The sequence below is a fragment of the Micromonospora sp. SYSU B005 genome (assembly GCF_055362685.1).
The window spans coordinates 1-22,948 of the sequence record NZ_JAXCFU010000010.1; the positions used below are offsets into that span (position 1 = coordinate 1).

Below are 22,948 nucleotides of genomic sequence, written 5' to 3' on the forward strand. Positions count from 1 at the left end.
TTTGGTCGATTTGCTGTCCTACCTGGAGCCTCGCCCTCATCGATCAGCACCCCTTGTCGACCCGGGCTGACCTGCAAGATCAGGCTGGAAAAGGCTCATTATGCTCAAATCCTTCCGAAATCCGAATCTTGCTGGCCGGATAACTTGGTACCTGAACGGTTCGAATGTCACTTCGGCCATGCGAGGCGTACTGGAATAGGAATGGATGCGCCAATGTCTGAGAAGAATCTGGTTGGTGCGCTTAACGGCGAGTTGGATCACTCCCTTGCGCTGAAATTTACGGTGGGCAGTGCTTCGGCCGGCACTGCAGTAGCCGTCCTTTCGGTTGGGGACCGATTCGTAAACGTGATCGATAACGATGGCTCATACTTGCTGTCATTCAACTGGAAGGGGCGGCAGCAGGCGCACGGGCAAACCTCCGACATCTCCCACGTCGCCGACGCGGCACGGCGCTGGGTAGAAGGTTCAGGTCTAGAGGATCTCGCCGCCGACCATCCGTTCATCAAGTTCTCCGGGCTTCAACTCGCCTATGAGAGAGGGACTGCTGCCGAGTACCAATGGGCTGCGCTACTTGCCTCGGTTGAAGAAGAGGATCACATCTTCCGGGACCTTGTTCTCCTGGCCTCGCGTGACAGCGTCCTCAATCGATTCTTTCCTCGCCTGGGCCACCGTTTCGCGTTGTCTGTCGACGAATACAGCGACGGCATTCTCGTCGCGGTGTTCGTCCGCCGTCCCGGACGGTTTGTCATCTTCGGTGACGACGAAGGCGTCGAATTCGAGGGTGATGCGGCCCAGATGGTCGACTATTTGGTCGCGCGGCTTCGCGATCAGGTCCCCCGGTGAGCACCCGCCTTCGGGTGGGAGGATGGCCTGGTCGCCAACGTCACTCGGGTTCGGCGTTCCGTCCGCATCCGCTCCTCGACGAACCAGTACTGGTTGGCCCGGTCGGCCAGCGTAGCCCGCCCGGCGGCAAGGCCAACGCCGGGCGCCGCGACCCCTCCGCGACACGCGCCGACCTGCTGGCCGAGATCGTCGCCCCGCAGCTCGAACTCTCAGCCCAGCCATAGCTCGGACCGCTTCTCGATCAAGCCGGCCAATGGTCGGATGTCCCCAGCCCGACGGCTCGCCAGGTCGAGGTCCCCGCTTGACGAAACCCATAGGGACACCCCCCCGCAGCGGGCCGGCCGTCGGTCCCTCGTTCACGCCACGGGAGAGATACCATGACCTCCACGTTTGCCCGACGGTTGACGGGCGCGGTCGGCCAGGTCGCGTTGGGCGCGATGCTGCTCGTTGCCGGCATCGCCCACCTGACAGTCGCGCGCCAGGAGTTCTTGGCGCAGGTGCCCCCCTGGCTCCCGCTCGACGTCGATCTCGTCGTCGTCGCCTCCGGAGTGGTCGAGATCTGTCTCGGGCTGGCCCTGCTCGCGGCTTGGAGACAGCCTGTACGCGGCCTCACCGGAGCGGTCGTAGCCGCCTTCTTCGTCGCGGTCTTCCCGGGCAACATCGCTCAGTTCACCGAAGGGCGTGACGGATTCGGCCTGGACACCGACGCGGCATGGGCGCTCCGCCTGCTCTTCCAGCCGCTGCTCGTACTCTGGGCGCTCGCCGCCACCGACGCGGTTCCCGCGCTCCGCTCACTGCGCCGTAGCCCCTGACACGAACCGAATCCAACGACATCCGTCAGCCCGGCTGCCGTTCGCTACCTGGGCGCCAGTTGCAGATCGTCTCTGATGACGACCATGTATGCCCAGATGCCGTCGCCGCACCGACACGAACCCCCATGCCGGCGAGCAGCGTGTCACGATGAACGGGGGTGGGCCGTTCTCGACGGTCGCGACTGCGGCGGCCGGGTGGACGCCCCGGACTTTGACGGGTGCGCTGTTGATGGGGGACCGGGGCGCCGTGGACCTGGTGACGCCCTGTCGTCGCCCCTCGTTGACCCCCCGAAAACCCCACTCATGGAGCCCTTTTCATCGTGACGGTGCAGGTCACAGGTGGTGTGGGAGGCCGGTGTCCATGTAGGACGAGGCTCCCGGTAAGACAGCAATCGACCAAGATCAGATGCCCCAACCGGGAGCCTCGCTGTGCTGTCTTACCCTGCCGCGATTCCGTTGTCCACCCGCAGCCTGAACCACCTCGCCGCCCTCATCCGAACCCGCCGCCAGCAGCGACGGTCCCGGTGGCGACGCCTCGACCCCGGCCAGCAAGCTCTGCTCGCCCTGGCCCACCTGCGCAACGGTGACACCCTGCCCCGCCTGGCCGCCGGATTCGAAATCGGCGTCACGACGGCCTGGCGTTATGTCCGCGAGGCCATCGACCTGCTCGCCGCGACCGCCGACGACCTGGCCACGGCCATGACCAGGATCCGTCTGCTCGCCTACGCGATCCTCGACGGGACCCTGATCCCGATCGACCGGGTCGCCAACCAGAAGCCGTACTACTCCGGGAAGCACAAGCGTCACGGCGTGAACGTGCAGGTCATCGCCGACGCGGCCGGGCGTCTCGTCTGGGCCTCGGCCGCGCTGCCCGGCTCGACGCATGATCTGACCGCCGCCCGCACCCACGGCATCATCGAAGCCTTGACCAGCGCCGACATGATGACCTTCGCGGACAAGGGCTATCAAGGCACCCGCGGCAGCCTGCGCACCCCGTTCAAGCGGCGCCGCTTCCGGCCGAAGCTGTCACGCCGGCAGAAGGCCGTCAACCGGGCCCACGCGAAGATCCGCGCCCGCGGCGAACGCGCGATCGCCACCCTCAAGACCTGGAAAATCCTGGTCAAGCTGCGCTGCTGCCCACGCCGCGCCACCGCGTGGTGCAGGCCATCCTCGTCCTGCACCACGTCGAAGCCGACCGCTACGCAGGATGAAAATGGCTCAATGCTCTGACCGGGAAGGTTCACCGGGTTGTGGCAGACGGTGAAGCGTTCGCGGAAGTCCGTTTCGAGCGATGCTGCGGTGCCTCTACTGTGGCGCGGTGATGACCGAGGTGATCGTTCTCAACGGTGGTTCCAGCTCGGGGAAGTCCGGGATCGTTCGGTGTCTGCAGGCAGTCCTGCCGGATCCGTGGCTGGCCCTGGGGACAGACACGCTGGTTGAGGCGATGCCCGCGTCCATGCAGGCATCGGATGCCGGGATCGAGTTCGCTCCCGACGGACAGGTGATCGTCGGGCCGGAGTTCCGGACGCTGGAAGCGGCATGGATCGAGGGGGTCGCCGCGATGGTCCGTGCGGGTGCCCGGGTCATCGTTGATGAGGTCTTCCTCGCCGGAGCGGACTCGCAGAAGCGATGGCAGAAGGCTTTGGGTGAACTGCGGGTGCTGTGGGTCGGCGTCCGATGCGACAGTGCGGTTGCCGCAGGCCGTGAGGTCGCACGAGGTGATCGGGTCATCGGCATGGCGGCGTCCCAGGCGGATGTGGTCCACCGGGGCATGGTCTATGACCTGGAGGTGGACACCACGCATGCCGAGTCGATGGAGTGCGCACGGACCATCGCCGCGCATGTCAGCTGATCGGCGGCCCGGCTGTCTGCCACTGTGACCGCAGCGCGGAGACGGTCAGGCCGCTGCGGCCAGGGGCCGTCCTCCCCAACGGATGCCTTCTCCCCGCGGATCCGGGCGCGTTCGCAGCGTGGGGCTGCCAGCACGTCGGGGTGGCGGGCGTTGGCGTTGCGCCAGCGTAGGTACCGGTGCAGCTCTCGGGTCTGGACGGTGTGGTTGGGGTGGTGGGAGTTGGCGATGGGAGGTCGTCGGGGGTGTCGGGGTGCGCGCCGACGAGTGCGCAGGTGCCTGCGATCCACCAGGTGCGTACCTCGGCGGTGGTGAAGTGTTCGAAGGCGCGGAGAACGAAGCCACCGGTGAAGTCGTCGGCCCGGAGTTCCAGGAAGCGGGCGGCGACGTGCCAGGCGGAGGTGGGGTCGGTGAGGTCGGGGATGAAGGCGGCCTCGTGCCAGTGGTGTTTCATCGACTTGGTGTAGTCGCGCAGCACTGCTGCGCCGGTACCGAGCCGGATGCGGGCCTCGTCAAACGTGCTCCGTGCCGCGCTGGTCGTCCAGGTGGAGGTTGGGGTGAGCGGGGCGAGTTGGTGGTACCAGCCGGGAAGTTCGTGCGCGCGGCGGTAGTCGTCTCCGCTGGTTCGGAGGGTTACGCCGCGAGCGGCGAGGGCGTCGGCAAGGGCCGCGTACTGGTCGCTGCGGAGCATCCACCCGCGGTAGACGGCGGAGCCGCCGGCGGGCACGGCTGAGATCGCGCGGTGCGGCTCGTCGCGGGTCAGCGCGTCGTGGTCGATCAGCGCGACGTCGATCCCGGCGGCACGGGCGGCCTGGGCTTCAGGCGCGAAGTGGTCGTCGGGCCGACGTTGCCGTAGGGGGTCCGCGGGGACCAGCAGCATCATCGGTGCATCGTGCCGGAGAGACGACCTCAGGCTCCACCCGATATGCGGATCGGTCCGGTCATCCTGATGCTGCACCCGGGCCCCTTGCTCCGAAACTTTCGGCGCTGTGTCGATCGGAACTCCACCCTGCCGTCAACCGCTCCTGCTGGCAGCGGGCCTGTTGACGGACGGCGGAGCAGTTAGTAGCCTCAGCGCACAAAATCATGGCATGTAAATATCTCGATAAGTTTCGGAGGCGGCGAGCGCACCGACGACGGTACGACGACTGACCCCGTCGGTGCGGCCACTCGTCGGCTTCCGCCTGCGCGCCCGCGCCGGCGAGAACCCGCCACCCCACCACCGCCGCTCACGATCACACCGCTGGAGGGCCGTTGAAACGCGTCCGGACCACCACCACAGCCGTCATGGCCGCCGTCGTGCTCCTCCTCGCCGGCTGTGGCGGATCAGACGGTAAGTCCGACTCGAAGACCTTCGAGTTCTGGTCGTTCGCCAACATCAACCAGAAGGCCGACGTCGACGTCTACACCAAGGCGCACCCCGACGTGCGCATCAAGCTCACCGAGGTGGGCAGCACGACCGAGACCGCGCAGGCGCTCACCGCCGCGCTGGCCGGGGGCAAGGTGCCCGACCTGGTGCTGATCCAGGCCGACGACCTGCCGAAGTTCATGCAGTCTCCGGACAACTTCGTCGACCTCACCACGCTGGGCGCGAACGACATCAAGGGCAACTACCTCGACTGGGTGATGGCGCAGTCGACGACGAAGGACGGCAAGATCATCGGTGTGCCGACCGATGTGGGCGGCTTGGCGGTGGCCTACCGTACCGATCTGTTCAAGGCGGCCGGGCTGCCCACCGACCGGGAGGCGGTCTCCAAGCTCTGGCCGACGTGGGACGCGTTCATCAACGTCGGCAAGACGTACGTCCAGAAGACCGGCAAGCCGTTCGTGGACAACACGCCGACCAGCGTCTTCTTCCAGGCGGTCAACCAGGGCAGTCAGCGCTACTACAGCGCCGACCGCAAGCTGGACTACGACAACGAGCAGGTCAAGGCGGCGTTCGACGTGACGCTGAAGGCTTTCGGCGCGGGCATCTCCGCCAAGCAGGGGTCGTTCTCGTCCGGCTGGAGCGCGGCGATGAAGAAGGGCGACTACGCGGTGGTGTGCTCACCGTCGTGGATGCTCAGCCAGATGAAGACGAACGCCCCCGAGACGAACGGCAAGTGGGACATCGCCACCATTCCCGGGGGTTCGGGGAACTGGGGCGGCAGCTTCCTCGCGATCCCCAAGCGCGCCAAGAACGCGAAGGCGGCCTGGAACTACATCTCCGAGATGCAGTCGCCGAAGGGGCAGCTGGACCACTTCCTGATGCAGGGGTCGCTGCCCACCACCCCGTCGGTCTACACGGACCCGCAGCTGGTCGGGAAGACCGACCCGTTCTTCAGCAACGCACCGATCGGCAAGATCTACACCCAGTCGGTGCTGGGGATCAAGCCCTTCTACTTCGGTCCGCAGGACGGCCCCATCGGCACCGAGTTCCTCAACACGCTCACCAGTGTCGAACAGGGCAAGGTGGACCCGGCGAAGGCCTGGGACACCGCGCTGACGAACGTCAAGAACGCCGTACGCGAATGACCGAGGGCTGATGCGTGGCGGCCGGGTACCGCCCGGCCGCCGCCCATCGGGAGGGTGACGCTTTGACCACCATGCTCGGCCCGGCCCCGGTACCACCGGACGTCCGGAGGCCCGCTCGCAACCGGCGGATCCAGCAGGGCGTACGGGAGTTCCTGGCGCCGTACGCGTACATCTCGCCGTTCTTCGTGCTCTTTTTGATCTTCGGCCTCTTCCCGTTGCTGTTCACCTTCTACATCTCGCTGTTCGACTGGGATCCCATCGGCGAGCACCGTTTCGTGGGGCTGGACAACTTCTCCGAACTGCTGGACGACCCCCGTTTCTGGGGGGCGCTGCGGAACACGTTCAGCATCTGGGTGCTGTCGACGGTGCCGCAGTTGCTTCTGGCGCTCGGCCTGGCGCACCTGCTCAACCACGCGCGGCTGCGGCTGGCCGCCCTGTTCCGGATGTCGGTGCTCGTTCCCTACGTCACCTCGGTGGCGGCCACGACGATCGTCTTCGCCCAGATGTTCGACCGGGACTACGGCATGATCAACTGGTTCCTGGGACTGCTCGGCTTCGAGCACATCGACTTCACGGCGTCGCTGTGGGGCAGCCACATCATGATCGCCACGATGATCGCCTGGCGCTGGACCGGATACAACACACTGCTGTACCTCGCCGCGCTGCAGGCGGTGCCCCGGGAACTGTACGAGGCCGCGGCCGCCGACGGCGCGAACGGCTGGAAGCAGTTCCTGCACATCAGCATCCCCTCGTTGCGGCCGATCATCGCGTTCACCGTCGTGACGTCGACCATCGGCGGGCTGCAGGTCTTCACCGAGCCGCTGCTGGTCAACCCGGTGGGCGGACTCACGTGCGGGGCGGCACGGCAGTGCCAGACCGTCACCCTCTACCTCTACGAGCAGTCCTTCGGGCAGTTCCACTTCGGCTACGGGGCGGCGGTCGGCGTCGCGCTCTTCGTCATCGTGGTGGCCTTCTCCGCACTCAACTATCTGCTGACCACCCGAATCCGTTCGGAGCGCCCATGAAGCCCGTAGCACCGACCGCCGCGCCCCGGCGGGCCCGGCGGCGCCAGGCCAACCGCGTCCCGATCCCGGTGTACGCGCTGCTCACCCTCATGGCGCTCGTCAGCGTCTTCCCGCTCTACTGGATGTTCGTGGTGGCGACGACGGACTCCGCCACCGCGACGACTCTTCCCCCGACCCTCACACCCGGCGGCAACTTCCTGCACCTGGCCGAGCTGGTCTTCACCATCGTGCCGTTCGTGCAGTCCCTGCTGAACAGCCTCGTCGTCGCCGGCACGATCGCCGTGGGTCAGGCGGTGCTCTGCGCGTTGGCCGGCTTCGCCTTCGCCAAGCTGTCCTTCCCGGGCCGTAACACGCTGTTCCTCATCGTCGTGCTGACCATGACGGTGCCGGCGCAGCTGGCAGTGGTGCCGCAGTACCTGATCATCTCCCAGTTGGACTGGGTGGACAGCCTCCAGGCGGTGATCGTTCCCGGGCTGGTCAGCGCGTTCGGCATCTTCTGGATGCGCCAGCACATCGGCAGCACCATCGACGACGAGCTGATGCAGGCGGCGCGGGTGGACGGCGCGACCACCTGGCAGATCTTCTGGCGGATCGCCTTCCCGCTGGTCCGCCCCGCGGCGTACGTGCTGGGGCTGTTCACGTTCGTCTACGCCTGGAACGACTTCCTGTGGCCGTTCATCGTGTTGAAGTCGCCGGAGAACTACACGGTCCAGATCGCCATCAAGGCGCTGCAGCAGAACCGGGACATCGATCTGGGTCTGGCCATGTCCGGTTCCTTCCTGGCCACCATTCCGCTGCTGGTGCTGTTCGTCTTCGTCGGGCGCCGTCTGGTGCAGGGGATCATGGAAGGCGCGTTCAAGGGGTGAGTGGTGACGAGGCTCCGCCGCCGACTGACCGGCCGGCTCCGGAGTGCCCGCCGCAGCCCGTACCCCGTCACGGTGCGGCGCGGGCTGCGCGTGCCGATGGACGACGGCGTCGACCTGGTCGCCGACCTCTACCTGCCGCGCGGCCCGGTGGAACCGCCGCTGCCCACGATCGTCATCCGCTCGCCGTACGGCCGGCACGGCTCGCTCACAGACGCGCCGGTACTGGCCGGCGAGGGGTTCACGGTGCTGGTGCAGAGCTGCCGCGGTACCGGTGGCTCGGGTGGCACCTTCCGGCCGCAGCTCGACGAGCAGCGCGACGGCATGGCCACCCACCGGTGGGTACGCCGCCAGCAGTGGTTCACCGGCACAGTCGCGACGTACGGCGAGAGCTACCTCGGTTACACCCAGTGGGCGGTGGCGGGACGGATGTGCCGGGACGACCCCGCCAACGCCCCTGACGCCCTGTGCCTGAACGTCACGATGGCTGACTTCGGCGCGGTCACCTGGACCAACGGCGTCTTCTCGCTGGGCGGCTCGCTCGGCTGGTCGCGACTGATGGCCCTGCGGGGCATGCGCGGCGCCCTGGTCCGGGCGCGGCTCGCGCGGCGGCCGGACCGGAAGCTGGCCGAAGCCGTCGACGTCCTGCCGCTGTCCCACGGCGACACGGCGGTGGCGGGCCACCCGATCGGCTGGTACCAGGACTGGCTGGCTCACGAGCAGCTCACCGACGACTACTGGACCCGGCAGTCGCACACCGCGTCGGTGCCCGACGTGACAGCGCCCGTCTACATGGCCACCGGCTGGTACGACATGTTCCTTCCCTGGCAGCTGCGCACCTACGCCCAACTCGTCGCGGCCGGTCGCCCGCCCCGGCTGACCATCGGCCCGTGGGGCCACCGCACCGATCAGAGCCCGTTCCTCGCCGAGTCGATCGCGTTCCTCGAGGAACACTTCGCCGGCGTACCGGCGGGCCGGCCCGCGCCCGTGCGCGCCTTCCTCACCGGCGCGCGGCAGTGGCACGACCTGCCCGCGTGGCCACCGCCGGGCACCGCCGTGCGGCGGTGGTACCTGCACCGGTCCGGGCTGCTCGACCAGGCCCGCCCCGGCGGGGGCGGCACCCGCTACACATACGATCCCGACCGGCCCACGCCCGCGCTCGGTGGTCCCGGCCTGGGCCCGTCCTGCGGGCCGGTCGACAACAGCGCCCACGAACGCCGTACGGACGTGGTCGTCTTCCGCAGTCCACCGCTGGAGCACGCCGTCGTCCTCGCCGGGGAGCCGATCGCCCGGGTTTGGTTCCGCTCGACGGCGGCCAGCGCGGACGTGTTCATCCGGATCTGCGACGTGCACCCCGACGGCCGCTCGATGAGCGTGTGCGACGGCATCCGCCGCATCGGCGGCGTCGGCACCGCGGTCGCCGACCCGCGGCCCGGTGAGGACGGTTTCGTCGAGCTGGACGTGCCGCTGTGGCCGGCGTTCCACCGCTTCGCCGCCGGCCACCGCATCGCCGTGCAGGTCAGCTCCGGAGCGCACCCGCGCTACGCCCGCAACCCCGGCACCGGCGAACCCGCCGCCACCGCGACCACCACCGTACGGGCGCAGCAGGAGATCTCCCACGACGGCGCCCACCCGTCCGCGATCGACCTGCCGGTGTGGACGTGAACGGGCGCGGACGCGCCGGCCGCCGCGCCGAAGGCATCTCCATCAACCGACGAGGAGGCTCCCCGGATGACATCCGTGTTCCATGTGGCGATCACCGGTTCGGATCGCGCCGACGGCTGCGCCGAGCGCCCCTTCCGGACGATCAACCGGGCGGCGGGCGTCGCGCAGCCCGGTGACACCGTGGTGGTGCACGCGGGGGAGTACCGCGAGTGGGTGAAGCCACGCCACGGCGGTCTCAGCGACTCCCGCCGCATCACGTACGAGGCGGCACCGGGCGAGCACGTGGTGATCAAGGGATCGGAACGCGTCACCGGCTGGGAGCCGCTCGGCGGGACGGTGTGGCGGGCGGTCGTCGACAACGCGCTGTTCGGCTCGTTCAACCCGTTCGCCGAGGAGGTGACCGGCGACTGGATCGTCTACCGCCCGGGTGCGCCACGCCGGCACCTCGGCGACGTCTACCTGAACGGCCTGAGCTTCTTCGAGGTGGGGAGCCGGGCGGAGGTCGACGATCCGCCCCGGCGCACCGAGGTCGTCGACGACTGGACCAGACTGCCCCGTCCGGTCGGCGATCCCGACCGGACCCGGCTCGTCTGGTACGCCGAGGTCGGTGAGCGGACGACGATCTGGGCCAACTTCCAGGGCGCCGACCCGAACACGGAACTGGTCGAGATCAACGTACGCCGCAGCGTCTTCTACCCGGACCAGCCGCACCTGGACTACATCACCGTCCGTGGCTTCGAGCTGGCGCACGCGGCCAGCCCGTGGGCGCCGCCGACCGCCGACCAGCCGGGACTGATCGGGCCCGGCTGGGCGAAGGGGTGGGTCATCGAGGACAACGTGATCCACGACGCCAAGTGCGCGGCGATCTCGATCGGGAAGGAGGGGGCGACCGGGCGGAACTTCTCGGCTCTGCGCGGTGACAAGCCGGGCTACCAGTACCAGGTGGAGTCGGTCTTCGCGGCCCGCCGGATCGGGTGGGACCGGGAGCACATCGGCTCGCACGTGATCCGCCGCAACACCATCTACGACTGCGGCCAGAACGCGATCGTGGGCCACCTCGGATGTGCGTTCTCCACGATCGAGGACAACCACATCCACCGCATCGGCGTGAAGCGCGAGTTCTACGGGTACGAGATCGCCGCGATCAAGCTGCACGCCGCCATCGACGTGGTGATCCGGCACAACCGGATCCACGACTGCTCGCTCGGCACCTGGCTGGACTGGCAGGCGCAGGGCACCCGGCTCTCCCGCAACGTCTACCACGACAACTCCCGGGACCTCTTCGTCGAGGTCAGCCACGGCCCCTACCTGGTCGAGCACAACATCTTCGGCTCGCCCGCCGCGCTGGAGCTGTTCAGCCAGGGCGGCGCCTTCGTCTGCAACCTGATCTGCGGCACCGTGCGGCTGGAGCCGGTGCTGGACCGCGCGACGCCGTACCACCTGCCGCACAGCACCCAGGTGGCCGGCTACGCGGTGATCTACGGCGGCGACGACAGGTACGTGGGGAACCTCTTCCTCGGCGGCGACCCGGGCGCGGCCTACGGCCCGGGCGCGGAGGGCGAGGGGCCGCCGCTGGCCGGCACCGCCGGATACGACGGGCATCCGGCGTCGTTCGCGGAGTACCTGGCCCGCCTCGCCGACCAGCCGCCGAGCGACCAGCAGAAGTACGTCGAGGTGCGACAACCGGTGTACGCCCGCACGAACGCCTACGCCGCCGGGGCCCGGCCGTTCGAGGGTGAGCACGAGCCACTGGTGCTGGGCGCCGCGTCGGCGACGGTCGTCGACGAGGGCGACGGAGTCTGGCTCGTCACCGACCTCCCCGAGGCGTTCGACGATGCCCGGGTCGGCGTGGTCACCGGCCGGGACCTGGAACGGGTCCGGTGCGCCGACGCGGAGTTCGAGGAGCCGGACGGCAGCCCCGCCGTCATGGACGTCGACCTCACGGGCGAGCCCCGGCAACCCGGGCGGGACGGCGCCGTCGGCCCGATCGCGGGCCTTGCGTCCGGGACACGCCGTACACGGGTGTTCTGACGGCGGACCCGCGCGTACGCGGACGGTGGCGCCGGCCGGCGCCACCGTCCGCGTAGAACTCAGCCGCGTTCGGCCCAGTCGCCGAGGGCCCAGTCGCGGACCTCGGGCATGTCCTCCAGGTGCTCCACCACGTACGCCTCGTGGCGGTCGAGCTGACTGCGGCACCACGCCTTGAGGTCCGCCGCGCCGCGCGGCAGACGCTTGGCGTTGTTGATGGCGTCCATCACGAGGTGGTACCGCGACGCCTTGTTGCGCACCGTCATGTCGAACGGGGTGGTGGTCGTGCCCTGCTCGATGAAGCCGCGCACGCGGAACCGGTCCGCGTCCGGGCGGCCGTGGACGAGCTGGTGGATCGCGCCGGGGTAGCCGTGGAAGGAGAAGACCACGTCGACGTCGTCGGTGAACAGCTCGGTGAACAGGGTCTCGCTCATGCCGTGCGGGTGGTCCTTGGGCCGGACCAGGGTCATCAGGTCGACCACGTTGACGACGCGCACCTTCAGACCGGGCAGCCGGTCCCGCAGGATCTGCGCCGCCGCGACCGTCTCCATGGTGACGACGTCGCCGGCGCAGGCGAGGACGATGTCGGGGTCGCTGGTGCCGTCGTCGGTGCCGGCCCACTCCCAGATCCCCGCCCCGCGGGCGCAGTGTTCGATCGCCTCGTCCATGGAGAGGTACTGCAACTGCGGCTGCTTGTCGATGACGATCAGGTTGATGTACGACCGCGACCGGAAGCAGTGGTCGGCCACCGACAGCAGGGTGTTGGCGTCCGGCGGCAGGTAGACCCGGGCGACGTCGCCGCGCTGGGTGAGCACCACCTGGATGAGGCCCGGGCCCTGGTGGGAGAAGCCGTTGTGGTCGTTGCGCCACGCCGTCGAGGTCAGCAGCACGTTGAGGCTCGGCACCTTCGCGCGCCACGGCAGGTGCTTGGCCTCCTGCAGCCACTTGCCGTGCTGCACCGTCTGCGAGGCGCTGACCATGGCGAACGCCTCGTAGGTGGCGAACATGCCGTGCCGGCCGGTCAGGTTGTAGCCCTCCAGCCAACCGTGGCAGTTGTGCTCGCTGAGCACCTCCATGACCCGGCCGTCGCGGCTGATCGCCACGTCGTCCGGCGTCACCCGTTCCATGAAGGCGCGGTCGGAGACGTCGAAGACGCCGCCGAGGCGGTTGCTGTTCGTCTCGTCCGGACAGAACAACCGGAACCGGTCGGCGTTGCGGGCGTAGATGTCGCGCATCATCTCGCCCAGCTTGCGCGTCGACTCGGCCCGCTGCTGCGCCGGCTGGGACACCTCGATCGCGTAGGAACGGAAGTCCGGCAGGTCCAGGTCCCGGGTGAGCAGCCCGCCGTTCGCGTGCGGGCTGGCGCTCATCCGCAGGTCGCCGTCGGGGGCCTGGTCCCGGACCAGCGCCGAGGGCGCGCCGGTGGAGTCGAACAGCTCCTCCGGACGGTACGACCTGAGCCAGCGCTCCAGCAGCGCGAGGTGCTCCGGATTGTCCTTGACGCCGGACAGCGGCACCTGGTGGGAGCGCCACGTCCCGGTGACGGTGACCCCGTCGACGGTGTCCGGCCCGGTCCAGCCCTTCGGCGACCGCAGGACGATCAGCGGCCAGGTCGGACGCGTACCGTCCCAGGAGCCGTCACGGGCGGCGGTCTGGATGTCGCGGATCCTCGTCCAGGCGGTGGCCAGGGCGGCGGCGAAGCGGTGGTGCATGCCGGGCAGGTCGGAGCCCTCGACCTCGATGACGTCGTAGCCGTGGCCCCGCAGCAGGTGGCGTACCTCCTCGGGGTCCTTGCGCCCCAGCACGGTGGGACCGGAGATCTTGGCGTCGTTGAGGTGCAGGATCGGCAGGACCGCGCCGTCGCGCTCGGGGTTGAGGAAGGACACGCCCTTCCAGGAGCCCTCCAGGGGCCCGGTCTCGGCCTCGCCGTCGCCCACCACCGCGATGGCCAGCAGGTCCGGGTTGTCCATGACCGCGCCGAACGCGTGGACCAGGACGTAGCCCAGCTCACCGCCCTCGTGAATGGAACCCGGGGTGGTCACCGACACGTGCGACGGGATACCGCCGGGGCTGGAGAACTGCCGGAACAGGCGCAGCATCCCGGCCTCGTCCTGGCTGACGTCCGGGTAGATCTCGCTGTAGGTGCCCTCCAGGTAGCCGGCGGCCACCAGTGCCGGCCCGCCGTGACCCGGACCGGCCAGGTAGATCGCCTGCTGGCCGGTGTGCCGGATCAGCCTGGAGACGTGCGCGTAGATCAGCGACAGGCCGGGGCTGGTTCCCCAGTGGCCGAGCAGGCGCGGCTTGATGTGCTCAGCCGACAGTGGCTCGCGCAGCAGTGGGTTGCCCTGCAGGTAGATCTGACCGATGGTCAGGTAGTTGTTCGCCCGCCACCACGCGTCCAGACGGGCGAGTTCGGTGTCGTCGAGTTCGGCGAGCGTACGGAGTTCGGATTCGACCGCGGTCACCGTGCTTCCCTTCCACTGATCTCGTCTTGTCCGGACCTAGCCTAGGCCCGGCGGCGTCCGGCCACGGGGGGCCGCGGGCCGGAAGCCGGGGGACTTTCGGCCCTCGCCGGCGACCGCCGCGCACCGCCGGGCCCTCCTGAGCGAGGCGGCGGTCACCGCCGGATCAGCCGGCGGTCGCCGGTCCGTAGTACGCGGCGCGCATCAGTTCCTGCATGTCGCCGAGCATCGGCATCCGGGGGTTCGCCGGCGCGCACTGGTCCTCGTACGCGTTCAGCGCCTGTTGCGGCAGCGCCGCGAGGAAGGCCTGCTCGTCCACGCCGACCGCCGCGAACGACGGCTCGATGCCGACCTCGTCGCGCAGGCGCTCGATCGCCGTGGCCAGGGCCTCCACCGCTTCGGCGTCGGTCGCCGCGGGGAGCCCGAGGGTACGGGCGATGTCGGCGAAGCGTTGCGGCGCCCGGTAGGTCTCGTACCTGGGCCAGCCGGTGAGCTTGCTCGGCACGGTGCCGTTGTACCTGATGACGTGCGGGAGCAGGATCGCGTTGGTGCGCCCGTGTGCGACGTGGAAGGTGGCACCCAGGGTGTGCGACATGGCGTGCACGATGCCGAGGAAGGCGCTGCCGAACGCCATGCCGGCGATCGTCCCGGCGTTGTGCATCTTCTCGCGGGCCACCGGGTCGGCGGCGCCCTGGTGGACGGCCCGGGCGAGGTTGCCGAAGATGAGCCGGACGGCGTGCAGGGCCAGACCGTCGGTGAAGTCGTTGGCGTAGACGGACACGTACGACTCGATCGCGTGGGTGAGCGCGTCGAAGCCGCTGTCCGCGGTGACCACCGCCGGCAGGTCGGCGGCCAGGACCGGGTCGACGATCGCCACGCTCGGGGTGAGGGCGTAGTCGGCGAGCGGGTACTTCTTGCCGGACGCGGTGTCGGTGATGACCGCGAACGGGGTGACCTCGGCTCCGGTGCCGGAGGTGGTCGGGATGCAGACGAGCTGGGCCAGCGCGCCGAGGGTGGGGAACTTGAAGGCGCGCTTGCGGATGTCGAAGAACTTCTCCCGCAGATCGGCGAAGACCACCTCGGGGTGCTCGTAGCGCAGCCACATCACCTTGGCGGCGTCCATCGCCGAACCCCCGCCGAGCGCGATGATGGTGTCCGGGCGGAACGAGCGCATCGACTCGGCGCCCCGGTCGACGGTGCGGACGCTGGGCTCCGGCTCGACGTCGTCGATGATCTGCAGGGCCACCTGCTCGCGGCGGCGGTGCAGCACGGACAGCACGCGGTCCACGTACCCCAGTCTGGTCATGGTGTGGTCGGTCACCACGGTGACCCGGTGCACGTCGGGCATGTCGGCGAGGTAGCGGATCGAGTTCGGCTCGAAGTAGATCTTCGGCGGGACCTTGAACCACTGCAGGTTGTTCGTCCGCCGGGCCACCCGCTTGATGTTGATGAGGTCGACCGCCGTGACGTTGTGCGACACCGAGTTGTGGCCGTAGCTTCCGCAGCCCAGCGTCAGCGACGGCAGGAAGGCGTTGTACATGTCGCCGATGCCGCCCTGCGAGGCCGGCGCGTTCCAGATGATCCGGACGGCCTTGACCCGGCGGCCGTACGCCTCGGCCAGATCGGCGTCCCGCGTGTGGATGACGGCGCTGTGGCCCAGGCCGTCGAACTCGACCATCTGCTCGGCGTACCCGAAGGCCTGGTCGTGACCGGTGGCGGGCAGCAGGGCGAGCACCGGGCAGAGCTTCTCCCGGGTCAGCGGCTCGGCCGGGCCGACCCGGTCGACCGGGACCAGGATGATCGAGGTGTCCGGGGCGACCGGGAAGCCGGCGTGTTCGGCGATCCAGGTCACCGACTGCCCGACCACGTCCGGGTTGAGCTTCCCGGAGCCGAAGAGCAGCTTCTCCAGCAGCGACTTCTCCTCCGGTGTCGCGATGTGGGCGTGCAGTCGCCGGAACTCGGCGAGGGCGGCCGGCCGGATCGCGTCGTCGATGATCACCGCCTGCTCGGAGGCGCAGATCATGCCGTTGTCGAACGCCTTCGACAGCACCACGTCGTTCACCGCGCGGGCCACGTCGGCCGACGCCTCGATGTACGCGGGGACGTTGCCGGCGCCGACACCGAGCGCCGGTTTGCCGGTGGAGTAGGCGGCCCGGACCATCGCGTTGCCGCCGGTCGCCAGGACCACCGAGACGGCGGGATGCCGCATCAGCTCGTTCGTCGCGGCCACCGACGGCTCGTCGATCCACTGGATGCAGTGCTCCGGCGCGCCGGCGGCGACGGCGGCGTCGCGGACCGTGCGGGCCGCCTCCGCGCTGCAGCGCTGCGCCGCCGGGTGGAAGGCGAAGATCACCGGGTTGCGGGTCTTGAGGGCCAGCAGGGCCTTGAAGATGGTGGTCGAGGTCGGGTTCGTCACGGGCGTCACGGCGGCCACCACGCCCACCGGCTCGGCGATCTGGGTGATGCCCGTGATGTCGTCCTGCGCGATCACCCCGACGGTACGGATGTCGGCCATGTGGTTGGTGACGTGCTCGCAGGCGAAGATGTTCTTCACCGCCTTGTCCTCGAACACGCCTCGGCCGGTCTCCTCGACCGCGAGCATCGCGAGTTCGGCGTGCCGGCCGAGCGCGGCCACCGACGCCTTCTTCACGATCTCGTCGACCTGTTCCTGGCCGTAGGAGTCGTAGCGGGCCAACGCCGTGAGACCGTTCTCCACCAGGGTTCCGATCATGCTTCCGCCCTCCATCGGTCCGTCACCTCGAACCTAGATCCGCGGTGATCGATGCGACTATGGCCGGTGGACCCGCGAGGACGGGACCACCGGCCCGCGCTTGGCCCGCTGGATCTGCTCGTAGACGTGGGTCCGCAGTTCGGTGAACCGGGGCAGGGCCCGGGTGGTGAGCTGGTCGCGTTCCCGGGGGAGGTCGATGACGAGGTCCTCCTGCACGCGGGTCGGCGAGTTCGACAGGACGAGCACGCGCTGGCCCAGGTACACCGACTCGTCGATGTCGTGCGTCACGAAGACGGTGGAGATGCCACGGGTCAGGTGCAGTTCGCGGACGAGGTCCTCCAGGTCGGCGCGGGTCTGTGCGTCCACAGCGGCGAACGGCTCGTCCATGATCAGCACGTCCGGCTGGTACGCGATGGCGCGTGCGATCGCCACCCGCTGCTGCATCCCGCCGGAGAGCTGCCACGGATGGCTGCGCGCGGACTGCGGCAGCCCGACCGCGTCGAGGGCGTCGGCGACCGTCCGGGCGCGTTCGGCGCGGGAGAGCTTCTTGTGGCGGAGCGGAAGCTCCACGTTGCCGCGGACCGTCAGCCACGGGTAGAGGCTGCGGCCGTACTCCTGGAAGACCACCGCCATCGCCGGGCTCGGCCCGGTCACCGGCGACCCCTCCATCTCGACGAGGCCGCTGGTGGGGCGGAGCAGCCCGGCCAGGCATTTCAGGAGCGTGGTCTTCCCGCAGCCCGAGGGACCGACGACGCACAGCAACTCGCCGGGGTCCATGGTGAAGCTGATGTCCCCGATCGCCTCGACCTCGCCCCGGCCGGAGGCGTAGACCTTCCGCAGGTGCTCGACCCTCAGCAGGGGACGCCCGTCAGCCACGGGTCACCTCCTTCATTCCGTGGTACCAGCGCAGGACGCGGCGTTCGACGACACCGAAGACCACGGCGAGGACGACGCCGATGAGGCCGAGCAGCAGGATCCCGCTCCACATCTCGGCGATGAGGTAGTTCCGCTGGAAGTAGGCGATCCGGTAGCCGAGGCCGGCTGACGACGCGAACATCTCCGAGATCACCATGAGGATCAGGGCCACCGAGAGCGCCTGCCGTACGCCGGTCATGATGCGCGGGCTCGCCGCCGGGAGGATCAGCCGCCACAGCCGGTCCCACCGGGAGATCCGGAACGAGTACGCGGTCTCCGTCATCACGCTGTCGGTCGCCCGGACGCCTTCGATCGTGTTCAGCAGGATCGGCCAGATCGCGCCGGAGGTGATGACGACGACCTTCATGGTGTCGGTGATGCCGAGCAGCAGCATCGCGACCGGGATCAGCACGGGTGGCGGAATCGCGCGGAAGAACTCCAGCAGCGGTTCGAGCATCTCGCGTAGCGGGCGGAACCGGCCGATGACGACGCCGGCGGCGACGCCGAGCAGGATCGACGCGAACAGTCCGATCAGAAGCCGGTACAGGCTGGGCAGGACGTCGTCGACGAACGCCGGGCCGATCCAGGTCTGCCGGAACGCGTCGAGGAGCGTGCCGGGGCCGACGAGGAACCGGTTCGTCGACCGGGTGGACCAGACGGCCCAGAGCGCCACGGTCAGGACGGGAAGCCCGACTGCGAACAGGACGTTCTCGGCTACCCGGATGCCCAGGTCGCGCGAGCGGGCCCGGCCCGCGCCGAGGGCGGTCATCCGGTCGCCTCGTCCGCGAGCACCGACTGGTGCCAGGCCAGCGAGCGCCGTTCGACGAAGCGGAACACGACGTTCACCAGCAGTCCGAGCATCCCGGTGACCACGACGAGGCCGTACAGGCCGACCGCGTCCCCGGCGGAGCGGGAGAGTTCGATCATGCGCCCGAGGCCGGGGTTGCCGATCACCATCTCCGCGGTGACGGCCAGGATGAGCGCGACCGCCGCCCCGAGACGCAGGCCGGTCATCAGGTACGGCAGCGCGGTCGGCAGGATCAGGTACCGCAGCCGCTCGGCGCGGGTGAGGCCGAAACTCCGCGCGGTGTCCCGGGCGACGGTGTCGACGTCGGCGACGCCGTAGATCACCTGCACGAACACCTGCCAGAACGCCGCGTAGACGATGATGACGAGCGCGGCGCGCATCTGCAGGCCGAACATCAGCACGGCGAGGGGGATCAGCGCGACCGACGGCACCGGCCGCAGGAACTCGACTGTCGTGTGCGTCGCGCGGCGCAGGAGCGGCACCATCCCGACCACTGTCCCCAGCGCGACCGCGGCGAGCGTCGCCACCGTCAGGCCGATCGCCCACGAGGTCATGGTGAGCCGGACCCGCCGCCAGAACGCCAGGTCGCGGACCTCCTGGGCCAACCGCCCGAACACGTCGGTGGCGTACGGCAGGTAGTGCGGGTCGACCAGTCCCAGGGTCGGGATCAGTTGCCAGACGACGAGGAACCCCAGCAGGCCTGCGGCGCCCAGCAGGATCTTGCGCATCGGCCGGCTACTGCTGCTGGATGAGGCGGTCGAAGTCGGGTCGCCGGTCGAGGACGCGGTACTTCTGGGCGAGCGTCGCCAGTTGCTCCAGGCCGGCCCGGTCGAGCTCCCACCCGAACGCCGGGAGCCGCACGGAGTCCGCCACCGCCTCCGGTAGTTCGAGATTGTCCTTGATGGCCTGACGCAGGTCCTTCTCGTTGGCCGGATCCTTGGCCCAGGTGAGCGTCTTCTTCATCGCCGCCGAGAAGTCCGCGACCAGGGAGGCGTCGGAGTCCTTCAGCTTGCTCGACGTGATCGTCGTCAGGGTGGTGAGCCCAGGGACGGTGGCCTGGTACGGGGCGACCACGAGGACGTCACCGCGCTTGCGCATCTGGGTGATGAACGGCTCGGTCACCCAGGCGGCGTCGATGTTGCCGGCGGCGAGCTGGGCCGGCGCGTCCGGGAAGGCCACCTCGACGAACTTGACCTTCGCGGGATCGCCGCCGTCCTTCTCGACAGCCGCCATGATCGTGACGTCGCCGGCGGCGCCCAGGCTGTTCACCGACACCTTGCGCCCGGCGAGCTGGGCGGGCCGGGTGATGCCCGACTTCGCCGACGCCACCACGGCGTTGATGTCGTCACCGTCGGCGTAGGACGACGCGTAGTTCCCGATGATCACCACACCGAGGTTCTGCAGGTCGGCGCGGAACGGGCCGAACGGCTGACCGATGGCGAAGTCGATGTCGCCGTTGAGCAGCGCCGGGATGGCCTGGGCGCCGCCCTGCGCGGGCACGACCTCCACGTCGAGCCCCTGCTCCCGGAAGATGCCCGCCTCGATGCCGCCCCACAGCGCGGCGGTCTCGCTGATCGGCAATGCGGCCACGCGGACCTTGCGCAGGTCGCCGCTCGCCCCGGGGGACGGATCGGTGGCGTCGGAGTCCGTGCAACCGGTCAGGGCGATCGCGACGCCGGCGAGAACAGCGAGGGCGGTGACCTTCTTCATGGACGAGCCCTTCCGTGCGAAGCGCTGGTGCATCCGGAGGAGTGAGGGCCGGTGAGGTGAGGTGAACCATCCGACCGCGTCGATCAGCGTCATGCAGAGGTGATTGATTGTCAAGAATTCCGATAAGGCGAATCGCATTGCGGGACGAGTAGCCGGAACTCGTATGTGAATACGTCTTGACGCGTGACGATTTTGTGACCAAACTGTGCGGTTGGTGGTCCGGTGGCGGAGGGAGCGACGACTTGGCGATCGTGATCGTGGGCGCGGGGATCGGTGGCCTCACCACCGCTCTCAGCCTGCACCGGGCCGGCTTCCGTGAGATCACCGTCTACGAGCGGGCCGACGTGCTGCGCCCACTCGGCGTCGGGATCAATCTGCTCCCGCACGCCGTTCGCGAGCTGACCGAATTGGGCCTCGGCGAACGCGTGGAAAGGCTGGGCGCGGCCCCCGGCACGCTTGCCTACTACAACCGGCACGGTCAGCAGATCTGGAGCGAACCGCGCGGACTGGACGCCGGATATCGCTGGCCGCAGCTATCCGTGCACCGCGGCCGGTTCCAGATGGAACTGCTCGACGTGGTGCGGGAACGGCTGGGACCCGACGCGGTACGCACCGGGCACCGGCTCGTCGGCGTCCGCGACGGCGTCGCCCGATTCGGGACGGCGGCGGGGGAGGTGAGCGTCGCGGGCGACCTGATCGTCGGAGCGGACGGCATCCACTCCGCGTTGCGCGGGCAACACCATCCCGGCGAGGGGCCGCCGATCTGGAACGGGCTGACGCTGTGGCGGGGGACGGCCCGGGCGCCCGGATTCCTGGACGGGCGAACCATGATCATGGCGGGGGACGCGGAACAGAAGTTCGTCGCGTACCCGATCGGCGCCGGCCTGATCAATGTCGTCGCGGAGCGGCGCGGGCCCGGTTTCGCCGGGCCGAACGCGGACTGGAACCGGGCGGTCGACCCCGCGCCGGTCGTCTCGCTCTTCGCGGGCTGGCGTTTCCCGTGGCTCGACGTGCCGCAACTGCTGGCCGCCGCCGACGAGATCCTCGAATACCCCATGGTGGACCGCGACCCGATCGACACGTGGACCCACGGGAACACCACGCTGCTCGGCGACGCGGCGCACCCGATGTACCCGAACGGTTCCAACGGCGCGTCGCAGGCGATCCTCGATGCGCGTACCCTCGCCTTCCACCTCGCCACCGCGCCGACGGTCCGGGCGGCGCTCGACGCCTACGAGGCGGACCGGCGGCCGGCGACCACCGCACTCGTGCTGAGCAACAGGCGGCAGGGCCCGGAACAGGTGATGGTGCTCGCCCACGAGCGCGCGCCCGACGGCTTCGACCACGTCCACGACGTCATCGGACCGGAGGAGCTCACCGAGATCGCCACCGGCTACAAGAAGGCGGCCGGCTTCCTGCCCGCCGACCTCAACGAACGGGCCTCCCTCACGCCGACTGTCTTCTCCGGTGTCCTGCCGTGACCGGCCCGGAGCCGACCGAGTTGGACGCGGCCCGACTGGCGTCGGTGATCTCGCCGCTGCGCCGCACGCTGCTCGCCGCCGCCCGGGCCGCCGAGCACCTGCCGGAGATTCCGGACGCGCAGATCGAGATCGTGCGGGCCCTGCCCCGGGGCACCGTGTCCGGTCCCGGCGAGCTGGCCGAACGACTCCGCCTGAGCCGCTCGACGGTCAGCAACCTGCTGACCACGATGGAGGGCAACGGACTCGTCGAGCGCCGCCCCCGTCCCGGCAACCACCGCCACGTCGACGTCCTCGCCACCCCGAAGGCCCTCGACCTGTTCGACCGCTTCGACCTCGCGAGCGGAGACCTGGTCGCCCGCGCCGCGGCTACCCTCCCGGCGGAGGACCGCGCGGCCCTCGCCGCCGCGGTGCCCGCGCTGGAACGCCTCCGCGACGCCCTCGCGCAGACCAAGGACACCCCATGAGTACGCGCCGACGCGCCGTCCGCCGCGCCGAGCAGCCGGGCGGGGCCCGGTGAGCGCCCCGCCGGTTCCCGGTCTGGAGGCCGCGTTCGAGGTGGAGGTCCGGCTCGGCGCGCTGGAGGACCACGGGGTGACCCGCGCGGGCCACCGCCGCGTGGTGCCCGTCGTCGGCGGCCGGGTCACCGGCCTCGTCGAGGCCGACATCCTTCCCGGCGGCGCCGACTGGCAGCTGGTCCGCCCCGACGGTGCGATCGAGATCGACACCCGCTACTCGGCGCGCACCGCCGACGGCGGTCACGTCTACCTCCGCACGTTCGGCGTCCGCAGTGGCCGCCCCCAGGTCCTCGAAGCCCTCCTGCGCGGCGACGCGGTAGACCCCGCCGAGTACTACTTCCGCCTGGGCGTACGACTGGAGACGTCGGTGCCCGCGCTGGCCGTGCTGGAGCAGTGCGTCTTCGTCGCGTCGGCGATCCGTGAGGCCGACCGGGTGCGCTACACCGCCTACCGCGTCACGTAGTCGTTCCCGCGCGGCGCGTTGTGCGCGTTCGCCCTCCCCGTGCCCGGCCGCCGTGATATCCCATCTACTATGCGCCTGTAGTAGACGCTGGTTGTCGAGGTGGCCGCCACGCGCCGGGCCGGACGTGCGGAGGGGATGGATGGGACGCGCTCACCCGCTGCTGCGGCTGGCGCTGTTCGTCGCCGTGACGTTCGGGGTGTTCGGCATGCACACCTTCGGCCACCCGGCCGGACCCGACGCCGCCCACGCGAGCGCCGTACACGG

Annotated in this window: 17 protein-coding genes and 3 pseudogenes; 12 read left to right on the top strand and 8 right to left on the bottom strand. The window is 69.6% G+C overall.

All coding sequences use genetic code 11. The features are described 5' to 3' along the window. The first annotated feature begins 213 nt into the window (after positions 1–213). The 4 genes and pseudogenes from SM452_RS21860 to cpt all read left to right on the top strand — a co-directional run bounded on the left by SM452_RS21860 (position 214) and on the right by cpt (position 3,507). The gene (locus SM452_RS21860; protein WP_355514798.1) at positions 214–843 is read left to right on the top strand and encodes a hypothetical protein; all 630 of its coding nucleotides are present in this window, start codon (positions 214–216) and stop codon (positions 841–843) included. Between the two features lie 377 nt (positions 844–1,220). Further along, positions 1,221–1,655 (top strand): DoxX family protein, encoded by a 435-nt coding sequence (locus SM452_RS21865; protein ID WP_463840569.1) that lies wholly within the window; start codon positions 1,221–1,223, stop codon positions 1,653–1,655. A gap of 429 nt (positions 1,656–2,084) precedes the next feature. After that, positions 2,085–2,866, top strand: a pseudogene (locus tag SM452_RS21870) (transposase family protein). Between the two features lie 110 nt (positions 2,867–2,976). Then, complete coding sequence (gene cpt, locus SM452_RS21875) at positions 2,977–3,507, top strand: chloramphenicol phosphotransferase CPT (RefSeq protein WP_355514803.1); 531 nt, start codon at positions 2,977–2,979, stop codon at positions 3,505–3,507. Positions 3,508–3,552: 45 nt separating this feature from the next. Here the strand turns inward: cpt and SM452_RS21880 are convergent. After that, a pseudogene (locus SM452_RS21880) lies at positions 3,553–3,734 on the bottom strand (integrase); the annotation flags it as partial. Positions 3,735–3,784: 50 nt separating this feature from the next. Further along, a pseudogene (locus SM452_RS21885) lies at positions 3,785–4,387 on the bottom strand (ATP-grasp domain-containing protein); the annotation flags it as partial. 371 nt (positions 4,388–4,758) lie between these two features. Between SM452_RS21885 and SM452_RS21890 the strand changes: the two are divergent. The 5 genes from SM452_RS21890 to SM452_RS21910 all read left to right on the top strand — a co-directional run bounded on the left by SM452_RS21890 (position 4,759) and on the right by SM452_RS21910 (position 11,602). Then, positions 4,759–6,018 carry an ABC transporter substrate-binding protein gene (locus SM452_RS21890; protein WP_463840570.1) on the top strand — a complete coding sequence of 420 codons (1,260 nt, stop codon included), beginning with the start codon at positions 4,759–4,761 and terminating at the stop codon, positions 6,016–6,018. 71 nt (positions 6,019–6,089) lie between these two features. Then, positions 6,090–7,043 (top strand): carbohydrate ABC transporter permease, encoded by a 954-nt coding sequence (locus SM452_RS21895; protein ID WP_262014302.1) that lies wholly within the window; start codon positions 6,090–6,092, stop codon positions 7,041–7,043. After that, entirely contained in the window at positions 7,040–7,909 is an 870-nt protein-coding gene (locus SM452_RS21900) for a carbohydrate ABC transporter permease (RefSeq protein WP_262014189.1), read from the top strand. The genes SM452_RS21895 and SM452_RS21900 overlap by 4 nt, the downstream gene beginning before the upstream one ends. A 3-nt stretch (positions 7,910–7,912) precedes the next feature. Then, positions 7,913–9,571 (top strand): CocE/NonD family hydrolase, encoded by a 1,659-nt coding sequence (locus tag SM452_RS21905; protein WP_463840571.1) that lies wholly within the window; start codon positions 7,913–7,915, stop codon positions 9,569–9,571. Positions 9,572–9,637: 66 nt separating this feature from the next. Beyond that, a complete protein-coding gene (locus tag SM452_RS21910) occupies positions 9,638–11,602 on the top strand; it encodes a right-handed parallel beta-helix repeat-containing protein (protein WP_357209657.1) in 1,965 nt (654 codons plus the stop codon). A gap of 59 nt (positions 11,603–11,661) precedes the next feature. Here SM452_RS21910 and SM452_RS21915 read toward each other — a convergent pair whose 3' ends face one another. The 6 genes from SM452_RS21915 to SM452_RS21940 all read right to left on the bottom strand — a co-directional run bounded on the left by SM452_RS21915 (position 11,662) and on the right by SM452_RS21940 (position 20,225). After that, a complete protein-coding gene (locus SM452_RS21915; RefSeq protein ID WP_262014192.1) occupies positions 11,662–14,064 on the bottom strand; it encodes a phosphoketolase family protein in 2,403 nt (800 codons plus the stop codon). A 163-nt stretch (positions 14,065–14,227) separates the two neighbouring features. Next, the gene (gene adhE, locus SM452_RS21920) at positions 14,228–16,792 is read right to left on the bottom strand and encodes a bifunctional acetaldehyde-CoA/alcohol dehydrogenase (RefSeq protein ID WP_355514472.1); all 2,565 of its coding nucleotides are present in this window, start codon (positions 16,790–16,792) and stop codon (positions 14,228–14,230) included. 57 nt (positions 16,793–16,849) lie between these two features. Further along, a complete protein-coding gene (locus tag SM452_RS21925; protein ID WP_262014194.1) occupies positions 16,850–17,668 on the bottom strand; it encodes an ABC transporter ATP-binding protein in 819 nt (272 codons plus the stop codon). Further along, complete coding sequence (locus SM452_RS21930; protein ID WP_402811000.1) at positions 17,661–18,476, bottom strand: ABC transporter permease; 816 nt, start codon at positions 18,474–18,476, stop codon at positions 17,661–17,663. Before SM452_RS21930 ends, SM452_RS21925 begins: the two co-directional genes overlap by 8 nt. Further along, positions 18,473–19,243, bottom strand: a complete 771-nt coding sequence (locus SM452_RS21935) for an ABC transporter permease (protein WP_262014196.1) — start codon at positions 19,241–19,243, stop codon at positions 18,473–18,475. The genes SM452_RS21930 and SM452_RS21935 overlap by 4 nt, the downstream gene beginning before the upstream one ends. Positions 19,244–19,250: 7 nt before the next feature. Continuing rightward, a complete protein-coding gene (locus tag SM452_RS21940) occupies positions 19,251–20,225 on the bottom strand; it encodes an ABC transporter substrate-binding protein (RefSeq protein ID WP_463840572.1) in 975 nt (324 codons plus the stop codon). Between the two features lie 251 nt (positions 20,226–20,476). Here SM452_RS21940 and SM452_RS21945 point away from each other — a divergent pair, with 251 nt between their 5' ends. Genes SM452_RS21945 through SM452_RS21955 form a run of 3 tightly spaced genes read left to right on the top strand, consistent with a single transcriptional unit; the run spans position 20,477 to position 22,684 of the window. Next, the gene (locus SM452_RS21945) at positions 20,477–21,706 is read left to right on the top strand and encodes a flavin-dependent oxidoreductase (RefSeq protein ID WP_463840666.1); all 1,230 of its coding nucleotides are present in this window, start codon (positions 20,477–20,479) and stop codon (positions 21,704–21,706) included. After that, positions 21,703–22,170, top strand: coding sequence for a MarR family winged helix-turn-helix transcriptional regulator (locus tag SM452_RS21950; RefSeq protein ID WP_355514480.1), 468 nt, complete (start codon positions 21,703–21,705; stop codon positions 22,168–22,170). Before SM452_RS21945 ends, SM452_RS21950 begins: the two co-directional genes overlap by 4 nt. Before the next feature lie 49 nt (positions 22,171–22,219). Further along, complete coding sequence (locus SM452_RS21955; protein ID WP_463840573.1) at positions 22,220–22,684, top strand: DUF3237 domain-containing protein; 465 nt, start codon at positions 22,220–22,222, stop codon at positions 22,682–22,684. Positions 22,685–22,948 lie beyond the last annotated feature (264 nt).